Source organism: Myxococcales bacterium, assembly GCA_023898405.1.
Taxonomy (GTDB): Bacteria; Myxococcota; UBA727; order UBA727; family JABDBI01.
In genome coordinates, this window is sequence record CP060221.1 from 767,661 (window position 1) to 784,501 (window position 16,841).

13 protein-coding genes are annotated in these 16,841 nt (G+C 39.6%); 6 read left to right on the plus strand and 7 right to left on the minus strand.

Annotation, left to right across the window (positions count from 1 at the left end; translation table 11 throughout):
* Positions 1–29: 29 nt before the first annotated feature.
* The 4 genes from H6731_03485 to H6731_03500 all read right to left on the minus strand — a co-directional run bounded on the left by H6731_03485 (position 30) and on the right by H6731_03500 (position 8,017).
* Positions 30–3,335 (minus strand): UvrD-helicase domain-containing protein, encoded by a 3,306-nt coding sequence (locus tag H6731_03485; protein USN51481.1) that lies wholly within the window; start codon positions 3,333–3,335, stop codon positions 30–32.
* Positions 3,336–3,338: 3 nt separating this feature from the next.
* Positions 3,339–6,236, minus strand: a complete 2,898-nt coding sequence (locus H6731_03490) for a PD-(D/E)XK nuclease family protein (GenBank protein ID USN51482.1) — start codon at positions 6,234–6,236, stop codon at positions 3,339–3,341.
* Between the two features lie 190 nt (positions 6,237–6,426).
* The gene (locus H6731_03495) at positions 6,427–7,188 is read right to left on the minus strand and encodes a hypothetical protein (protein USN51483.1); all 762 of its coding nucleotides are present in this window, start codon (positions 7,186–7,188) and stop codon (positions 6,427–6,429) included.
* Between the two features lie 79 nt (positions 7,189–7,267).
* Entirely contained in the window at positions 7,268–8,017 is a 750-nt protein-coding gene (locus H6731_03500; protein ID USN51484.1) for an OmpA family protein, read from the minus strand.
* Positions 8,018–8,173: 156 nt separating this feature from the next.
* Here H6731_03500 and H6731_03505 point away from each other — a divergent pair, with 156 nt between their 5' ends.
* The gene (locus H6731_03505; protein ID USN51485.1) at positions 8,174–9,664 is read left to right on the plus strand and encodes an MATE family efflux transporter; all 1,491 of its coding nucleotides are present in this window, start codon (positions 8,174–8,176) and stop codon (positions 9,662–9,664) included.
* On the opposite strand, the gene H6731_03510 is transcribed toward H6731_03505, so the two are convergent.
* Complete coding sequence (locus H6731_03510) at positions 9,659–11,257, minus strand: FAD-dependent oxidoreductase (protein ID USN51933.1); 1,599 nt, start codon at positions 11,255–11,257, stop codon at positions 9,659–9,661. The two genes, H6731_03505 and H6731_03510, sit on opposite strands and share 6 nt — an antisense overlap.
* A gap of 257 nt (positions 11,258–11,514) precedes the next feature.
* Here H6731_03510 and H6731_03515 point away from each other — a divergent pair, with 257 nt between their 5' ends.
* The 5 genes from H6731_03515 to H6731_03535 all read left to right on the plus strand — a co-directional run bounded on the left by H6731_03515 (position 11,515) and on the right by H6731_03535 (position 14,721).
* The gene (locus H6731_03515) at positions 11,515–12,135 is read left to right on the plus strand and encodes a hypothetical protein (GenBank protein ID USN51486.1); all 621 of its coding nucleotides are present in this window, start codon (positions 11,515–11,517) and stop codon (positions 12,133–12,135) included.
* A gap of 86 nt (positions 12,136–12,221) precedes the next feature.
* Positions 12,222–12,647 carry a hypothetical protein gene (locus H6731_03520; protein USN51487.1) on the plus strand — a complete coding sequence of 142 codons (426 nt, stop codon included), beginning with the start codon at positions 12,222–12,224 and terminating at the stop codon, positions 12,645–12,647.
* Positions 12,644–13,210 (plus strand): MaoC family dehydratase N-terminal domain-containing protein, encoded by a 567-nt coding sequence (locus tag H6731_03525; protein USN51488.1) that lies wholly within the window; start codon positions 12,644–12,646, stop codon positions 13,208–13,210. Before H6731_03520 ends, H6731_03525 begins: the two co-directional genes overlap by 4 nt.
* 139 nt (positions 13,211–13,349) lie before the next feature.
* Complete coding sequence (locus tag H6731_03530; protein ID USN51489.1) at positions 13,350–14,195, plus strand: XdhC family protein; 846 nt, start codon at positions 13,350–13,352, stop codon at positions 14,193–14,195.
* Positions 14,110–14,721 (plus strand): nucleotidyltransferase family protein, encoded by a 612-nt coding sequence (locus H6731_03535; GenBank protein USN51490.1) that lies wholly within the window; start codon positions 14,110–14,112, stop codon positions 14,719–14,721. The genes H6731_03530 and H6731_03535 overlap by 86 nt, the downstream gene beginning before the upstream one ends.
* 129 nt (positions 14,722–14,850) lie before the next feature.
* On the opposite strand, the gene H6731_03540 is transcribed toward H6731_03535, so the two are convergent.
* Both H6731_03540 and H6731_03545 read right to left on the minus strand, forming a co-directional pair.
* Entirely contained in the window at positions 14,851–15,474 is a 624-nt protein-coding gene (locus tag H6731_03540) for a hypothetical protein (GenBank protein USN51491.1), read from the minus strand.
* A gap of 165 nt (positions 15,475–15,639) precedes the next feature.
* The gene (locus H6731_03545) at positions 15,640–16,782 is read right to left on the minus strand and encodes an alanine--glyoxylate aminotransferase family protein (protein USN51492.1); all 1,143 of its coding nucleotides are present in this window, start codon (positions 16,780–16,782) and stop codon (positions 15,640–15,642) included.
* Positions 16,783–16,841: the final 59 nt, after the last annotated feature.

The window sequence follows — 16,841 nt, forward strand, 5'->3', positions numbered from 1 at the left end:
ACTTGCTTAGATTTTTAATCTTTCACTTTTTATTTATGCCCAGCTTGATTAGCCATGAAATCCAGTGCGTCTAATAATAATTTTTCATAATCATGATTAAATTCCTGCCACTTAATAGGCTGCTGGGCTCCGATTAGCAAAACAGCAAATCTCAGAGGTTTAGCAAACTCTTCTAATGCCTTGGCATAGGCGAGAGTCTGCAAATAAGTATCAGGATGGGTTGCCAAACGATAACTTGATTTAAATTCAATCACTCCGATAAAATCATTATTCTCAACCACTAAATCTGCAAAGCCTTCGATAATATAGCCTGGCACAGGCATAGAACTCAGTGGCATTTCGAAAATTGATCGCATAGAATTTTTAAGAATTTCATGCAGTCTGAGTAATGAATAAAAACAGGCTTCTTGGGTACGAGCTAACACATCTTGATTTTCATAAGGGCCCAAGGCGCGCACGCTCGCATCAATCAGCTGCCTAAGCGCCTCATGTTCAACATGCTCAAGCGTTACTAACTGCGCTCCGACTTCTGCCATGATCGAGTGTGCACAATTTCCATCAATATGTTTAAAGGAAGAATATATTTTTCTATCGATCAAATTATGAAAATCTAGATAAGCTGGAGCTTTAAGGTTGCTGGAAAAAATTCTTCGAGATTTTTCTTCCTGGCGATAAATACCCACGTTATCTTCTAACAATGCTAACTTCACAGTTGGAGCAAGCAGTCTGGTATCAAATACAATTTTTCTTTGGAACTCATCTTTTTGATCGAGCGATGATAAAAAAATATTCAGCAAACTGTGGGATTTTTTTTCTGCATCCACTGCCGCCCTTGATGCGGCTACATAAATTTCTTCTTGCGCACGCGTGAGCGCCACATACAATAGACGGGCATTTTGTTCTTTTTCTTCCTTGGCTTTTTGAAGTTTAATCTGATCAAAAGCTGTAGCAGCACAATCTTTTTCAGATGCTGTAGGTGCACACACTGCTACAGCTCTTTGTTTTGCCTTGATCCTAAATCCCAATTTTTTATCAAAAAGTATCTCATCACTATCATTGGGTTGAGCACTTTCACTGTCTGCTAACACCACCACCTTAAACTCTAGACCTTTTGATTGATGAATCGTCATGATGCTGACTACATCTTCGGAAGTTGCATCTGGGGCAAGGGGCTCACTTAAGTCGTCTGTAATTTTTTGGTAAAAATCTTCAATTTTTTTTACAAAATTATCATGACCTTTTGTCAGCATGCTTCGCAGTCTATAAACATTAGCAAGCCGTTGATTGGCATTGGGATAAAACCCCAAAGAAAAACTAAAGTCAGTGCGTTCGATTAAAGTATTCACCGCTTCAAGCAATGAATTTTTATAAAGATTGCTTTTTATTTCTTTAAGCGCTTCTAAAAAAATGCTTAAACGTTCGGCTGATTTTTTGCTCAGACGTTGTTCGTCCAGAGCCTTTTGTACAGACATCAGTGTTATGCAATTATTTTCATCAAGCATCGACAAAATTTCTTGATCTTGGATCAAAACCAGCAAAGAGCGTAATACTGTTAATAAAGCGATCGAGTGACAAGGATCGTTTAAAAGCTTTAGAGCAGAAAGAATATCTATCACTTCTTGCTGTTGAAAAAATCCTTCACCGCCCACAATGCGTGAGTTGATTCCCAAATTGTGTAATTGTGATTTGATGACAGCTGCCGACTTAATTCTTCGCACCAAGACTGTAATATCTTTTGCGGATAAATCTGGCCGCTCTTTTAAAAGCTGTGCTATTCCGTGCGCCGCACAAAATAAGTTAGACATACTAGCAGGCATTTCTTGATCGGAATCACTCACCCATAACAAAGCTTTGCCTAAATTTTTGCTTTTATGAACAAGCAAATCATCATCTTGACTATAGGATTGTTTTCTTAAAGCCTGCCTCGAAACTTTGTTAACCAAGTTAATTACTTCGCTTGACGATCGATAATTGGTTTTTAATATACGCTTTTCATGAGCATCAGAAGACGTGTGCGAGTCTTGCATCTTTTTAAGCATTCTATCGAAAAGACTGGTATCAGCCCCTCGAAATCCATAGATACTCTGCTTTTTATCACCCACCACAAAGAGTGAGCTTCCCTGTCTAAAATCTAAATCCATCAAAGCATCTTCGTGGCTTCCCAAAGGCAAAGCATCATTTTTATTTTCACACAGCAGCGCTATTATCTGTTCTTGCAGAGGGCTTGTATCTTGATATTCATCCACCATGACATGCTTGAATCGTTCTTTTACTTTTTGTCTGAACGATAGATTATCCCTCAAAGCATCTCTCACTCTCACCAAAAGATCGGAATAAGAAAACTTCATTATTTGTAGTTTTGTGTTTGCAAAGATTTCATGAAACTCTATCACTAAAGACATCAAAGTATTTTCATCGGCCATCACAAAATAATCGACAAGCAACGCACCTAATTTTAGGGTCTTTTCAACCAGATTCTTTCGTAAACTACTATTTCCGAAATTACCTTTGACACTCTCACGCAATTCTTGAAAGGCATGAGCACATGTTTGCTCATGAGGATCGCTAAGACAATTTTCAAAAAGTTTAATCTTTTCTTTAATGATCTCTAATCGGAGTTGAGCAGTTTTGGTGAGCGTTATTTCACTGAATTTCTCATAGGCTCCTTTGAGCAAGGAAAAACTATGCTCGATATGGCTTAAAGAAAGCTTATGATTTTTGGCATAGTAAGGAATATCTGACGGAGACACACCTTTTTCAAACAACTTAAAATATAAATTTAAAATGCCTTCAATCAAACCTGCACTGCGCATACCACTGCTCAACCGAAAGCGAGCAACGAGATTTTTTAAGTTTTTATCCTTAGCTATTTTAGCAATCAAAATGGAGCGCACGATATTCTTGGCAAGCTCATACTCTTGTGAAGGCTCCAAGATATCAAAATTTCCTAACATTGCCAAACTCGAGGCCTCTTGCTTAAGAAGCGAAGAGCAAAAAGCATGAAAGGTGGCTATAGGAGCATTGGGAAGAGCACGAAGAATTAATTTTATCTCTTCGTTTTTAGGAAATTTAATTCCCTTTTCTTGAGCTAAAAGCACGAGTGGATCATCGCAATTATTTTCAACCAAGAGCATTCCTAGACGCCTTGCAATACGGATTCTCATTTCATTGGCCGCTTTTTGCGTAAAAGTCAGAGCCAAAATTTGGGCAGGACGTTTTTTAATTCCACTTTCATCGAGTCCGAACAGAGCAGATAGATAATTTTCTACTAAAGAATATGTCTTACCTGTTCCTGCGCTTGCCAACGTTGCAATATGAAAGAAATTTTTATTCATAATCTACACTTCAGATTTTCTACACATAGATTGAAAGTGACAGGTGGTACATTGTGAGCCAGCTTGTGCAATAATTTTTCCTTCTTCGATGGGAGAAATAATATTTCCGATTGCATCAGCAAGACCGCCGCATTCATTATCATTAAGAATTTTTCTCATAAAGCCTTCGTTGTTTTTTAAAGACAACTTCATAAGCTTTCCGTCACGTATTGAAGCATATGAAAAATTAATACTATCAATTTCGGAACCACCAAACTTGGATGCAGCAAGCCGTATATAAACAGGAATCTGAAAATTAGTTTTAAAGAGAGTTGATTCCGATGCATTAATTCTAAGCTGCGCTATAGATGAAAGTTTATAGTCGATAATGGCCAAAGAATTTTCTAGCTTATCAATGCGATCGATCACTCCACCGAGATAATATTTCTTGCCTTTTGTATTAATGGGAACCGATTTCTGCCCTAATCCCAATCCAAATGGAATTTCCAAAGCGATCGGCTTTTTAGAAAAGTAAAGCGCTAACTGTTCTATCAGTCTTTGCAGCAAAACTTTTAAACCTTCTATCTGACAATAAAAAATCTCAGGCTGAGCAACGTAGTTGTGGGCTAAATAATCTGCGCTCACTTTTTGTATAATGCCCTCTAAATCTTTTTGTTCGTGTGAATCATGATTCTCATAGAAAAACTGCAAAGTCTGATGGGCTATCTGCCCCAAGGCCCGAAAATCAGCTTCATCGTGTTCTGTCGTTTCTCGTTCGAGTTTCAAAATTCTATGAAAAAATCCATAAAAAGCACATTCAGAAAATGATTCAAGCAATGTAGGGGTAAGAGCACGATAAGATTTATCTCCGATACGTCCTAAAAACAGTTGCTCCACTTGAAATGGGTTGAAAGCTCCAGCATACTCATCGGCTTTTTTTGAATGAAACATTTCCCTTCTTTGCTTGAGCGCACAAGCACTCGTATGAGAAAAATCATTCTGATCAGAAGCTTTTTGCCCTTGATAAAATCTTTCTTTTAGATGACTCACATAGGGCTTTAATAGGCTGTTTTCTTTTTTAATTTCTACATTTTCTTGCAGCCACAAAAAAAATTCACTCGGAGCTTGCTCCGAATTATTGTGATCATACTTGGCATAGGAAAAATGCACACTCGATTGGGCAGCAGCTATGGCACTGACAAACCAAAATGGCTCCAATGCTTGCCTGGGAGGTACAATCATAGGTTCAAAAGGATCATCAAAAAATATTTTTAATACATCTTTTTTTAATAATTTGTTGATGTGAATCCGATATTCATCGCTCAGCAAAGGATCGGGTGTAATGTTTTGTGGCATACGTCCAAATGAAATATCGGCAATAAAAATATGATCGAATTTTCTGCCCAAAAGTTCAGGAAGCATCAAAAATTCTACAGCATAAACATCGGAAACATCTGGATAAGCAATGGTAAGAGCTTTAAGTTCATTTATTAAAAATGATTTAAAGTCAGAAAAAGATATTTCCGAGCGCGTCTTTAATGACAAACTTATTTTGATATTTTTAAGTGCAGATAGAAGATGCTCTATAGAACTCTCTTCTCCTTTAAAACATTGAGCTATGAGATCAATACAAACTTCTAGGTAATCTTTTAAACTGGCCTTGCTTTTAAAGCGTGAAAGCTGCCATTTGATCTTAGCAACAAGATCGGACAAGTCTTGGACGAGCTCCAACTTTTCACTATCCTGGCTCCACACTTTTCTAGCGCTAGCAAAAGCATAAGTATAGCGACACTGATCGCCAAAAGCAGTAATAACACACTCATCGATACCTAATTCATCAATAAGCTTTATAAACTGCCCGCGCTTTTCAATGTCATCGATTTCAAAAAGAGATAGAGGATGGCAAATTAAACTTAAAAAATCTTTACGCGATAAAGAACTTTCACAGGCTGAAAAAATGCTACTCAAAAAAATTCCGGCTGCTGTCTCGCTTAGAGGAATACCCTTACGATCTCGTACGGATATATTGTGCTCTAACAAGGTGCGCTTGTAAAATTCGCTGCGCTCATCAATAGTTCTCACTACCAAAGCAACTTTTTGTTCAGGATTATCTCTTTTAAGGTAAGCTATCTTTTGCGCAATTAGGCAGGCTTCTTCATCGATAGTGCATGCTGCATGGATAGTGCAATGTCGCTCGGCAAGACTAATAGTTTTATTTTCTTTAAGAACATTATTGACCAAAGGCTCAAGGGGGCCTTCTTGCCCCAAGGGGAAAAAATTTAAATCTATGAGTTTTGCACTATGTTCCCTTTCAAAAGGTCTTGCAGCATAGTCAACGGGAATGTTAAAGCTGCGTTTTTCAAAGTCGAAGGGAAAATTAATTGAAAAACTAATGCCACAACGAGCAAGAGATTTAATGACTTCGCTTTCAAGAGCTGTCAGATCGATCAATGAATAAAGAGCTATTTTCTTTTGTCTCAACGCAAGAGGAACAATTTTATGCTTCTCAATAATCTGCCAAGCTCTATACAAAGCACTCACTTGATTTACCAAGGATTGAGCCTTCATCGCTTCATCAATTTTGGAAAGTAATTTTATTACCTCAATGTATACAGGATTATGCTCTAAAAGCTTCGCGTAACTTTCATTTGGCGGACTTATGCCGTGATAAAGCGATGAATACAGCGTCGCACAATTGCGCGCATAAAGCAGCGGATAATGTCGATCGCGTGCAATAAACTCTTGAGCAAAAATTAACGGAGCATAATCATCGCGGCGTAGATTTTTATCATACAAAAAGGCCAATGCTCTAACTTTATCAAAAAAAGCCGAAGCGCTGATAACTTCAGCTTTATTTGCCAAGACTATCAACTCACGCACGTGAGATCTATCACGGCCAACTATTATGGAAGGTGCCTCCATAATCTCCCCAAAAATTTATTTTTTCTCATGACAACATCTTTCAAGCGCACGATTAATAAATACTTAAATACTCTACAGCAGTTTTAAAAAATACTTTTTGCTGGCCTTCAATCATGATCGGTAAGGAATTATAGCAATCCTAGAAATTAACCAAGCCTAATTTCTAGGATTAGTATTACACGCCAGCTAATTATTTTTCTAAAGATGCCAAATGCTTTTTGGCTGCTTGTGCTCGTTTACTTTTTTCGTTTGAAGAAAGCAATTCTCTAAAAGCAGCCTTTGCTCCCTCTGAATTTCCCATTTCCTTTAATATGCTGCCTATCTGATAAAGGGCTTCTTCCCGCAAAACCGAAACTTTGAATAATTCCACTATTTTTTGATAGTTAACAACAGCAGTTTTGCGATATTTCTCCACATCATCGGCCGTTTTTTTATTTTCAGATAGTTTACGGTTGTTCTCGCCCATCAAAAAATACATCTGCCCAAGAGCATCTTTGTCTTTTCCTTCAGCGTACTCTTTAATAAATTCATCAGCTAAGTAGATAGAATCATTGTATTTTCCAGCAGCAAAAAGCTTTTTAGCCAAAGCAAAATGCTCATCCTTTAGAGGCGGAACTTTGATTTTTTCTGTACTTTTTTTGAGTGCCAGCTGATTTTTTGCCAAACTTTGGTGTTCTTGTTCTAAATTTCTGTACTTGTGCTGTGCCTCTTCAAGCTCCCCACGCAGATCCTGCACTTCGGTTATCAGCTTGAGATTTTTACTTGAACCGTCGTTGATGGCTTGGCGAATATTATTGAGTTGATTTTCTAATCGAGCTAGCCGATCAAACAAATCCCGCACTTGGCCGCTCAACAATATTTCCATATCATGGCGAACCCGCTGAAGTTTTGCGACTTCACCTTCCATATCATTTACTTTGTGAGAAAGCTTATCACCTTGCGCCTTGGTCATAATGCAGCCAGAAGCGCAAATAAAAAACGCACCAACAAAAATTGATTTGCCTAGTGCGCCCAAAAGAAACTTTTTAGGTTTAGTTATTATCCCAATTAAATTCTGCACGTCTGTTTTGCTGCCAGGCATACTCATTACTCTCTTTCACTAAAGGCTCTGTCTCGCCCAAGGATAGCGTTGTTACGCGAGCCGTTGCAATGCCCATTCCTTGCAGAAAGCTCAAAACAGCACGCGCTCTTTTATCCCCCAACGCCATATTGTAGGCAGGAGTTCCCCTTTCATCAGTATGTCCCTTAATGCTTAGGGTAAGAGTAGGGTGCTTTTCCAAGCATTGGGCAAGTTTTTGCACATCTGAACGATAGTCTTCTTTGATTTCAAAACGATTAAAATCAAATTGAATGCGTTCAATTTTTTTACAGCCTTCTAGTGTCAGTTGATCTTGTTGACTTTCCAAATCTAATTGGGAAACACAGCGACCATTGGAGCACGTCTGATCTTCTAAACAGGCTACGCTCTCAGAGCAATTATTTACGCAAATGCTGTCTTCGCAATGTTTTTCATAGCCGCAGTCTGTATCTGCTTGGCACAATTGTTCGCACCGGTTGTTGATACACTGATTTAAGCCTGTGCAATCAATATCTTCGCGGCACTCTTGGCATTGCTGCTCAATACACACTCCGTTCAAAGTTTTACCGCTGGCATCAACCACACAGTCTCTGTCTTTAATACACATTCCTGGCTGCAGTTTTTTTTGGCACCCACTGAACAACGTAGACACAACAAAGGCTATCAAACCGATATATAAAGTTTTTTTCCTGTACATGGACATTTTTTCCTCCACCAAACTCATAATTCTTTGGCCATACTTAACGCACATCATCTCAAAAGTAAGTATGTTATTTACGTTAGACATTTGTGATTATAGGAAAAGACGGCATCATTATTTTATTTCACTGAAATAAGGTTACTCATTGTGAATTTGGATATGAAAACACAAAAAACAACACAGGCCTCCCGCCTTTCAGAATCAGTGTACGCCCAAGATCCGGGGCCTGCACAATTTCGTTTCTTATTTTTGGAACCTAAAATTCTTGGTCGCATCATTCATTTGGGATGGCCCGTGATCGTTGGAATGCTCACCCAAACTGCGGTCAACACCATCGATCTCCTTATGGTCGGCCGCTTAAGCGATGCCGAAGCAGTACCAGGTACTGCCGCCATTATGGCTTCGATTGTTTTGCTATGGGCATATGGCGGATTCTTATCATCCATCTCCGTTGGTACACAAGCCCTATCGGCTCGTCGTTATAGTGAAGGGAATTTTGAAAAAGCCGGACAAGTCCTCACCAATTCAGTTGCCGTCTCTGTTGTTGCAAGCATTGTTATCACTACTGTTGCTATCTTGTTGATTGAACCGACCATGACGCTTCTCACCAAAAGCCAAGAAGTGCAGCTTGTTGGGAGTGAATACAGCCAAATTCGTCTATTGGGACTTCCTAGTATGGCGCTCATGGCTTCATTTAAAAGTTTTTATGATGGCCTAGGACGAGTACGCATCCACATGACAGTTGCTATCATCATGAACATCGTTAATATTATTTGTAATTATTTTTTAATTTTCGGTTCTGAATTTGCTGGGTTTAAAAGCCCTTACTTGGGCGTCAATGGAGCTGCCTGGGGATCAGTTATAGCAAGCTATACTGGTCTTTTAGTCATGATTTTTTGGGCTTTAAGAAAAAAAGACCGAGAACGGTTTAAAATCTTTCGTTTTAAAAATCTTAACAGCACCATAGCATTGGCAGTATCCCGTTTATCTCTATGGTCTGGCCTTGCAACAGTCGTTTTAATGGTTGGAGTTGGTCTTTTTAATTTTATTGTGAGCGCAATCGATGTTGCTGAGGGAAGCAGCTCCATCAATGCTTCAGCTGCAAGTATCATTCTTCACGTCATGATGTTGGTTTTCATGACCTGCCTAGCTTTTGGTACTTCAACCGCTACGCTTGTTTCTCAATCTATCGGAGCAAAGCTTCCCAAGCTTGCCGAACGTTATGTGTGGCAGTGCGTTTTACTCGCAGTCTATGTCATGTCTATTTTTGGTTTTATAACTTTTTTGTTACCCAAACCTATCCTCGCTCTATTTTTGCCACCCGATTTGGACGCCAGTCACCTAAAAGAGCTGGTTATCAATACAGCAACTCCTTCACTAAAGATGTGCGCTCTTTTACTATCGCCCACTGCAGCTGCAGCCTTAGTATTAACGCAGGCATTGTATGGAGCTGGCGAGACACGATACATAATGATCGCTGAATTTTGCCTTCACTTTTTATGCCTAGTACCGCTGGCCTGGCTTTTGGCACTGCATTTTGGATTAGGTATTCTCGGCTGCTGGATCGCCGCTATCATTTATGCTGCTGGTCTTCTTATTGCGTGCGCTAGCAAGTTTTTAAGCGGTTCATGGAAAAAACTGGTGTTATGAAATAAGCATCGATTGAACGAATTTATTGGTCTCTTTAATTTCTTGAGCCGCGCGTTCGCTATCCCAACTTAGTTCTTGAGCCATAATCGCTACTACTTTGGGAACAATCTTCAGCGCGGCCCTTTGATCTAAAAAAGCTATGCGTATGCGGCGAGCAATAATATCGTTGGCATAAAGCGCATATTCATACCTCAAGGCATAAATTATTTCTGCTTCGATATAAGGATTATCCTCAAGCAAACGACAAGGTCGATCTATTTTGATTACTTGTTCAGCTTGGTCTCCATATGCATGAAGCAAATATTTAGCGATATCTTTATCCAAAAAATTGAAACAGCCCTGTTCTTGCCCATAATTATCGGCTCCTACAAGTTTTAATTTTTTAGTTATGCAATTATTTTTAACCTTAAGCGAGCCTGCTTTTACAGCGCTATCGATCACATCTTGAGCCATTTTTCGATAAGTGGTCCATTTGCCGCCCACGATGGTCAACAGACCCGAATCACTGAGCTCAATTAAATGATCGCGAGACATGGCAGCGGTAGAATTTTTCTGATGCTCTGGTTTAGCTAAAGGCCTAAGACCGCTCCAACTTGCTAGAACCTGTTTTTGCTCTATGGGCTTAGCCACATAATGAGCCACATGCTCAATGATATAATCCACTTCTTCCTTGCTTGCCGTAGGATTGTCAGTAATTTTTTGAGGCTGATCGGTAGTTCCAGCTAAAGTTTTCCCCTGCCAAGGTAATAAAAATATCACTCGGCCATCTTTGGTTTTTGGAATCACCACTCCCCCATCACGCGGTGAATATTCCCTAGGCAATATAATGTGCGAGCCCTGACTAGGCACCATTATGTTCTTGGCGTTACTATCATTAAGTTTACGTATGCTATCAGTATAGGGCCCGGTCGCATTAATAACGAGCTTGGCATACACCGGCCATCGTTCTTTGGAAACTTTATCCTCCACATTAAGGCCAACAATTTTTTTATCTTTTTTAATAAAATCATGAGCTCCCACATAGTTGAGCGTCACAGCTCCAGCACGAAGAGCGCTCAAGATCAAAGCGATATTCATGCGGGCATCGTTAAATTGCCCATCATAATAAAGAACAGCACCTTTAAGCCCCTGGGATTGTATGGCAGGAAACCTTTTAAGAACTTCTTTTTTTGATAAAAAAGTGCTAGCTCCAAAGCGAGCATTCCCCGCAATTACATCGTAAATTTTTAAACCAACCCAGTAATAAAAAGATTCAAAACAACTATAGACAGGTGTCAATAAAGCTATCGGATGTGTTAAGTGAGGAGCATTGTGTAAAAAATATTTTCTTTCATGCAGTGCATCACGCACCAGTTCATATTCTTTCCAATCAAAGTGCTTGATGGCGTTTTCTAAGTAACGAACTCCTCCATGAATTAATTTAGTACTTCTGCTTGAGGTACCAAAAGCGTAATCATGACTGTCGATCAAAGCAGTCTTCAATCCTCGCGTTGCAGCATCAAGAGCACAACCCGCCCCTGTAGCACCGCCGCCTATGATCAATACATCAAAGTCTTGTTCCTTAAGTCTTTTGATCAACTGTTTACGAGTCAAACTCGAACTTGATTGTTTAGCGTCAGTATTGAGCGTATTATTCTGCATGCTCTTCGCCCTCGCTTTCAAACTTATCAAGCACATAATCTCTCAATAAGTGCGCGCTGTTAATATGGTTTTTTATCAATGAATTTTCTTTTCTCTACACAACCACCGAAACTATCGCCAAAAATCCCATACATGAGACGGTTGACAGGCAAATATGAAAAATCTAGTAAAAATTCCATATCTTAGTTTTCAATACAAAGGAAATTAGTATGAAAAAATATACTTTATCCGTTGCTATAATTTTATCATTTTGCTTTTCTGTACAGGCTTCCTACAAAATAGAAGTTTGCAAAATTCGCCTTACAAAAATACTCGGTATAGAAGAAAGTTTCACTAATGCTTGGCACATCTTTGTGCGAGGAGAAACTCCACTTAAGGTCAATGTGCTCAGCTACGATCCGATTAACAAAGATGAAATAGCATCGATATTAGCCGGGCAAAATATGAATTCTAGAGTTGCTAACGAAAACTATAAGGATGCTAAATGTGAAACCGTCCTTCATACCATTTTAAAAGCTAACTATGAAAAGTTATGGGCAACTATCGATAATCACTACAAAGAAGCCACTAAGGCTTCTTATAACCTCTATAGCCACAACTGCGGTCACGTAGCCAAACAAGCGCTCGAAAATGCTGATTTAGCCTTTCCTTTTTTTAATATAAATAATCAAGAATTAAGCGCTCCTATCAAAAGGGTGCTCCAAGGTCAAACTGACTGGAGCCAGCCCAATGAAGCGATTGAAGCTTCTGCCGCTCTTATCGGTACGGCTGCAAACATGTTCACTCAAAATCAATCTGGTGAAGCAAACAAAAACTGCAACATACAATAGAAAAATCTACTTATTTAAACATTATTTGTGATTTATTTTTGCTTGATTGATAATAATATTGGTTTATAGTTTTATAAGGCAAATCAATGTCAAAAATTATTTCACTTATAGGAAATGAGCTCGATTCCAGCACGCGACTGGTCGAGTTTAGCCAACTAAAAAATTCATATATTTCCAGTGATTTTGACCCGCAGCTCTATGAGTCAAATAATATTTTGCCTTCCTTTGTCTATGGAAATTTAGTTGATACGGAAACTATCTATAAAAATCTCAATATCAACAACAAAAATATACTCCTAAGTCGAGAGTCTCTTTTGATCGGCCATTTTCTTAGTGTGGGAGACACAGTAAAACTCAGAACATTCCTTAAAGACGCTTATGAGCAACAGGCAACCTCAAATCCAATCGGTTTTATTATTCTTGAAACCATCGCCTCAATAAAACAAGAAATTGCATTTTATGCCGAGCGAGTTTTGGCAATTCGCGGTGGCTTTAATCGAGGTAGAGCATGAAAAAATATTGGGATAGCGTAGAAATAGGCCACAAACTTAAAGTTGCTCCTAAAAAACCTATAACCCGTCTACAGATTGCGCGCTTTGCAGCAGCATGTGATGATTTTTCTCCCATGGGCCTTGATGAAGAGTATGCCAAAAGCGCAGGACTTGGCAGTGTCTACGCCCCAGGCATCATAGCTCTTGGAATAATTGAAGAAGGTCTAAAAACCTTTGCTCAAAATATGTCGATCACGACCCTGAGCACAACCTTTCAAAGACTTATTTGGCCATGCGATGTTTTGAGTGCGAAAGGAGTTATCGTGCGGCGCTACCGCAAAAATGATGAACATCGCGTGCAATTTTCTGTCTGGGTAGAAAACCAAAATGGTGATGTTGTTGTGAAAGGACAGGCCATTTGTCTTTTATTCAAAAACGCTCAAGAAGAATCTCACCTAGGGAGCGAGAAGGAGCCTCAACTTTCTCAAGCCTCATACGCCGAGCTTGTGAAACGTTGCGAACAAGTAACTAACCGTCGCCCAGCACAAAAGACGACCAAGGTTCCTCAAAAAGAAATCGCCTAGACCTGGGATGTTTGCCCAAGAAACTGTTTTGAAATTAATTTTTCTCTAAGCTGAGAAAGCATTTTGAAAATGTTTAGCCCTGTCATTTTAGTTGGGTGAAGTGATTTTTTTCTTTGATAATCACGTTTAAAAATGAGCAATGATTTTTTTTGATCTATTAAAAGAGCTTCACAATTTAAAGCAAGCAAGTGCATTGTGCACGGTGGTTGCTATCAGCGGATCAACTCCCAGAAAAGCTGGCGCTAAAATGCTGGTTCTAAACGATGGTACAAGCTTCGGAGACATAAAAGGAAGCATTGGAGGAGGAGCAATCGAACATCATATTCGTAAACAAGCTCTTGAAGCACTCAAAGAAAATTCTTCCCGATTGGTAACTACTTCGCTCCGCAATGAACTTGGTATGTGCTGTGGAGGAGAAATGACCGTCTTTATAGAGCCTATCGCACAAAAGCCTCGATTTATCTGTTTTGGTGCTGGTCATATAGCTCAGAGTTTATGCCCTCAGGCTCTTTCTCTAGATTTTAATGTGTTTCTTCTCGATCATCGAAAAGATCTCCTGACGCTCCCATGTTTTGAACATGTTCAAGAAAAAATCTGTGATTCCTCAATTTTTTCTATCGAAAATTTGCAAATTTGTGAGCATGACTACGTTGTGGTGACAAGCCATGATCACCAGCTTGATCAAAGCATTGTAGAAGCTGTGCTCAAGTATCCCACAAAATTTCTTGGACTGGTGGGCTCTAAGCGAAAAGCTCTCATGACTCAAAAACGCTTGCGGGCAAAAAATTTGGATGAACAGCAGATTGCCCGTCTACGATGCCCTGTAGGACTTGATATTTACGCTCAAACTCCCCAAGAAATTGCTTTTTCAATTCTTGCTCAAGTCATCATGGTAAAAAATGAAAACACAAAAAATTATAGCCTTAATTGCGGCAGCAGGTCACAGCAGACGAATGGGCTTTCCCAAAGTTCTTTTACCCTATGATGGCGATAATATAGCTATCTCTCCCTTAAAATTCTTATGGGCTTTGAGGATCAAAACTTTTCTCACACTGCCGGATTTTTTGTTGCACAATAAACAATTTTGTGACTACCTATCGATGTTTGACATTCTCATTAGAGCGAATCGTTATCCAAATCTAGGCTTCAGTGGTTCCATCAAAACGGTGTTAGCGGAAAACAAAAAAACTCAAGGTTTATTGATCTTTCCCATTGATGCTCCTTTTTTTTCTCGCTCTCTTTTAAACGCTTTTATCACCACGATCGATTTTAATTGGCCAATAATAGCTGTTCCGCATTTTTATCAAGCTGCAGGACATCCAGTCTATTTTTCCGAGCATTTTTTTAAAGCACTTATTCATGCCGACAGCATCGGTGGGCCGCATGCTGTGATCAGGCGCAATAAAAAATACGTGCGTCGAATCTTATGGCCCGACTCACGTATTTTATGGAACTTGAATTATCAAAAAGATATAAACTCTAGCATTAAAGCTCAGGTGTACTATCTATAACTCTAAGAGAATGTTTTAAAATGCTTGATTTGATCACGTGCTCTGCTTTGGCTTACAAAAAATGATTTTCAAGACACCCATCTCACTCGATTGTTCAATATTTTTGCTCTCAGCTTTTTTCTGGATTGCTTAGTTGTTTGGCTTATAATCAAAACCTGCTTTAAAATTAAAACCCAAGACTTTTCCGGAAACATCCAGCTGTACCGCACCAATCACGGGCAAGCTATCGTGTACTTTCATCTTAACTTCTAGGTTTTCGATCTTCGCTCCTTTAGAATATAAAACGTAAACTGAAGGGTTAGATGATTCTGGTGGTTGATAATCGGTGTCGATGTTAAATATTCTTGTCTTTGCACAATCTTCATAGAGATTGTCGTCTGCATCCTTGGCATCGTCTGTTCCGTGATAATCAAGTTCGAAACCACCAAAAGCCATCGGATGATTTCCCATCAAGTCTTCTATAAAGTTGTCAGCAAATACTTGCTCAGGCACAAGCAAGGCGATGCTTCCTTGTTGATGGCCTTTGAAACGTACTTTCATATCATAGGTAATTTCTACTACATAACCTGGACCACCTGGAGCATCCGGCATGTATTCTTTCACAATCGCATTAGCTCGACCTTCTTTGATAACCCACGAAGAACGGCCAGAGGATTTATTTAGTGTATAGCCAGCCTCTTCTCCAGTAGGATTACTCACAGGATCGTCGGTAGTGATGCTTGCTAAAACTGTTCCATCACCTCCGTCACTCATAACTGAAATATTAGCAAATGAAACTATAGAAAAAATTGACCCCAGAACTATTAAAAATGATTTTTTCACCTATTCCCCCCGAGAATCCAAACAGCTCTTGACAGTCTGTTTGGCTTTTGGGGGAGTTCGAGAAGCTAATCGTTCTATGAAAAATAAATTATTTTTTTAAAAACCAGATTGCAAAATTGGCATCGCAGCGGCGAAGGATGCTCCTGGTGTAAATGCATCATAGCCAAGCTTTTTTAAAATTATTTCCAAAGTCCCAAAAATACCGATCAGATCTATCTCATCCACATATCCCATATGCCCAATACGAAAAATTTTTCCTTTAAGCTGCCCTTGTCCACCCGCAATGGTCAGGTTGGCATGATTCATCAAAGCTTTATAAATGGCATTATCGGGCAAGATCTCAGGACTTATCACGCTGGTAATAGATTCACTGGGAGCTTTAGCAAATAACTTAAGCCCTAGAGCTGTCATTGCTACGCGAGTAGCATGCGCCAGCCGAGCGTGTCTTTGAAAAATTTTTTCGCGCCCCTCCTCTTTCATTATCAGCAATGCTTCATACAAACCCATAATCAAAGACACCGCCGGCGTGTAAGCCGTCTGGTTAGATTCTTGGGCTTTTTTTTCTTTGACCAGATTAAAATAAAATTTTGGTAGATTTGACTGAGACTGTCTCGCCCAGGCTTTTTCGCTGGCCCATACAAAACCTAGACCAGGGGGCAACATCAAGCCCTTTTGCCCTCCTCCTACCAACAAATCGATGTGCTGTTGCTCTGGAGCAATATCCCACACTCCTAAAGCTGTCACCGCATCTATCACCAGCAAACAATCAGATTTTTCCTTTACCAGCTGGGCTACAGCTTCATAAGGATGTCTTACGCCAGTTGAAGTTTCGCTGGCTACCAAGATCACGCCCCGCGCTTGCGGGTAAGCCTTAAGCGCCTGCTCAACTTTATTAACATCAAGTGCTTCCCCCCAAGCAACTTCGATAGCGATAGCGTTAAGACCAAAGGCTTTGCTCATATTGAACCAATTTTCGCCAAATTTTCCGCCTGTTACGCATAGAACCGTATCGCCGGTAGAGAAAAAATTTTCGATCGAAGCTTCAAATGCTCCCGTACCTGAACATGATAAAATCAGAGGCGCATATTTAGAATTCAGCAGCCACTTTAAGTTTTCACGGCATTCAAAAAAAATCTTCTCAAATTGAGCGGTACGATGATGAATAATGGTTTTACTCATTTCTTTAAGAACGCGATCTGGAACAGGAGTGGGGCCTGGGGCCAATAAACGGTACTTCATGACTCTTCCCTTTTTTGAGAATTTATTGCGAACTGCATGATGGCACATCGCCAAAATTT

What these genes read in the sequence shown, in the direction of transcription:
- H6731_03485 (USN51481.1), bottom strand. Translation starts at nt 3,335, where the DNA reads ATGAATAAAAATTTCTTTCATATTGCAACGTTGGCAAGCGCAGGAACA.
- H6731_03490 (USN51482.1), bottom strand. Translation starts at nt 6,236, where the DNA reads ATGGAGGCACCTTCCATAATAGTTGGCCGTGATAGATCTCACGTGCGT.
- H6731_03495 (USN51483.1), bottom strand. Translation starts at nt 7,188, where the DNA reads ATGACCAAGGCGCAAGGTGATAAGCTTTCTCACAAAGTAAATGATATG.
- H6731_03500 (USN51484.1), bottom strand. Translation starts at nt 8,017, where the DNA reads ATGTCCATGTACAGGAAAAAAACTTTATATATCGGTTTGATAGCCTTT.
- H6731_03505 (USN51485.1), top strand. Translation starts at nt 8,174, where the DNA reads ATGAAAACACAAAAAACAACACAGGCCTCCCGCCTTTCAGAATCAGTG.
- H6731_03515 (USN51486.1), top strand. Translation starts at nt 11,515, where the DNA reads ATGAAAAAATATACTTTATCCGTTGCTATAATTTTATCATTTTGCTTT.
- H6731_03520 (USN51487.1), top strand. Translation starts at nt 12,222, where the DNA reads ATGTCAAAAATTATTTCACTTATAGGAAATGAGCTCGATTCCAGCACG.
- H6731_03525 (USN51488.1), top strand. Translation starts at nt 12,644, where the DNA reads ATGAAAAAATATTGGGATAGCGTAGAAATAGGCCACAAACTTAAAGTT.
- H6731_03530 (USN51489.1), top strand. Translation starts at nt 13,350, where the DNA reads ATGATTTTTTTTGATCTATTAAAAGAGCTTCACAATTTAAAGCAAGCA.
- H6731_03535 (USN51490.1), top strand. Translation starts at nt 14,110, where the DNA reads ATGAAAACACAAAAAATTATAGCCTTAATTGCGGCAGCAGGTCACAGC.
- H6731_03540 (USN51491.1), bottom strand. Translation starts at nt 15,474, where the DNA reads ATGAGTGACGGAGGTGATGGAACAGTTTTAGCAAGCATCACTACCGAC.
- H6731_03545 (USN51492.1), bottom strand. Translation starts at nt 16,782, where the DNA reads ATGAAGTACCGTTTATTGGCCCCAGGCCCCACTCCTGTTCCAGATCGC.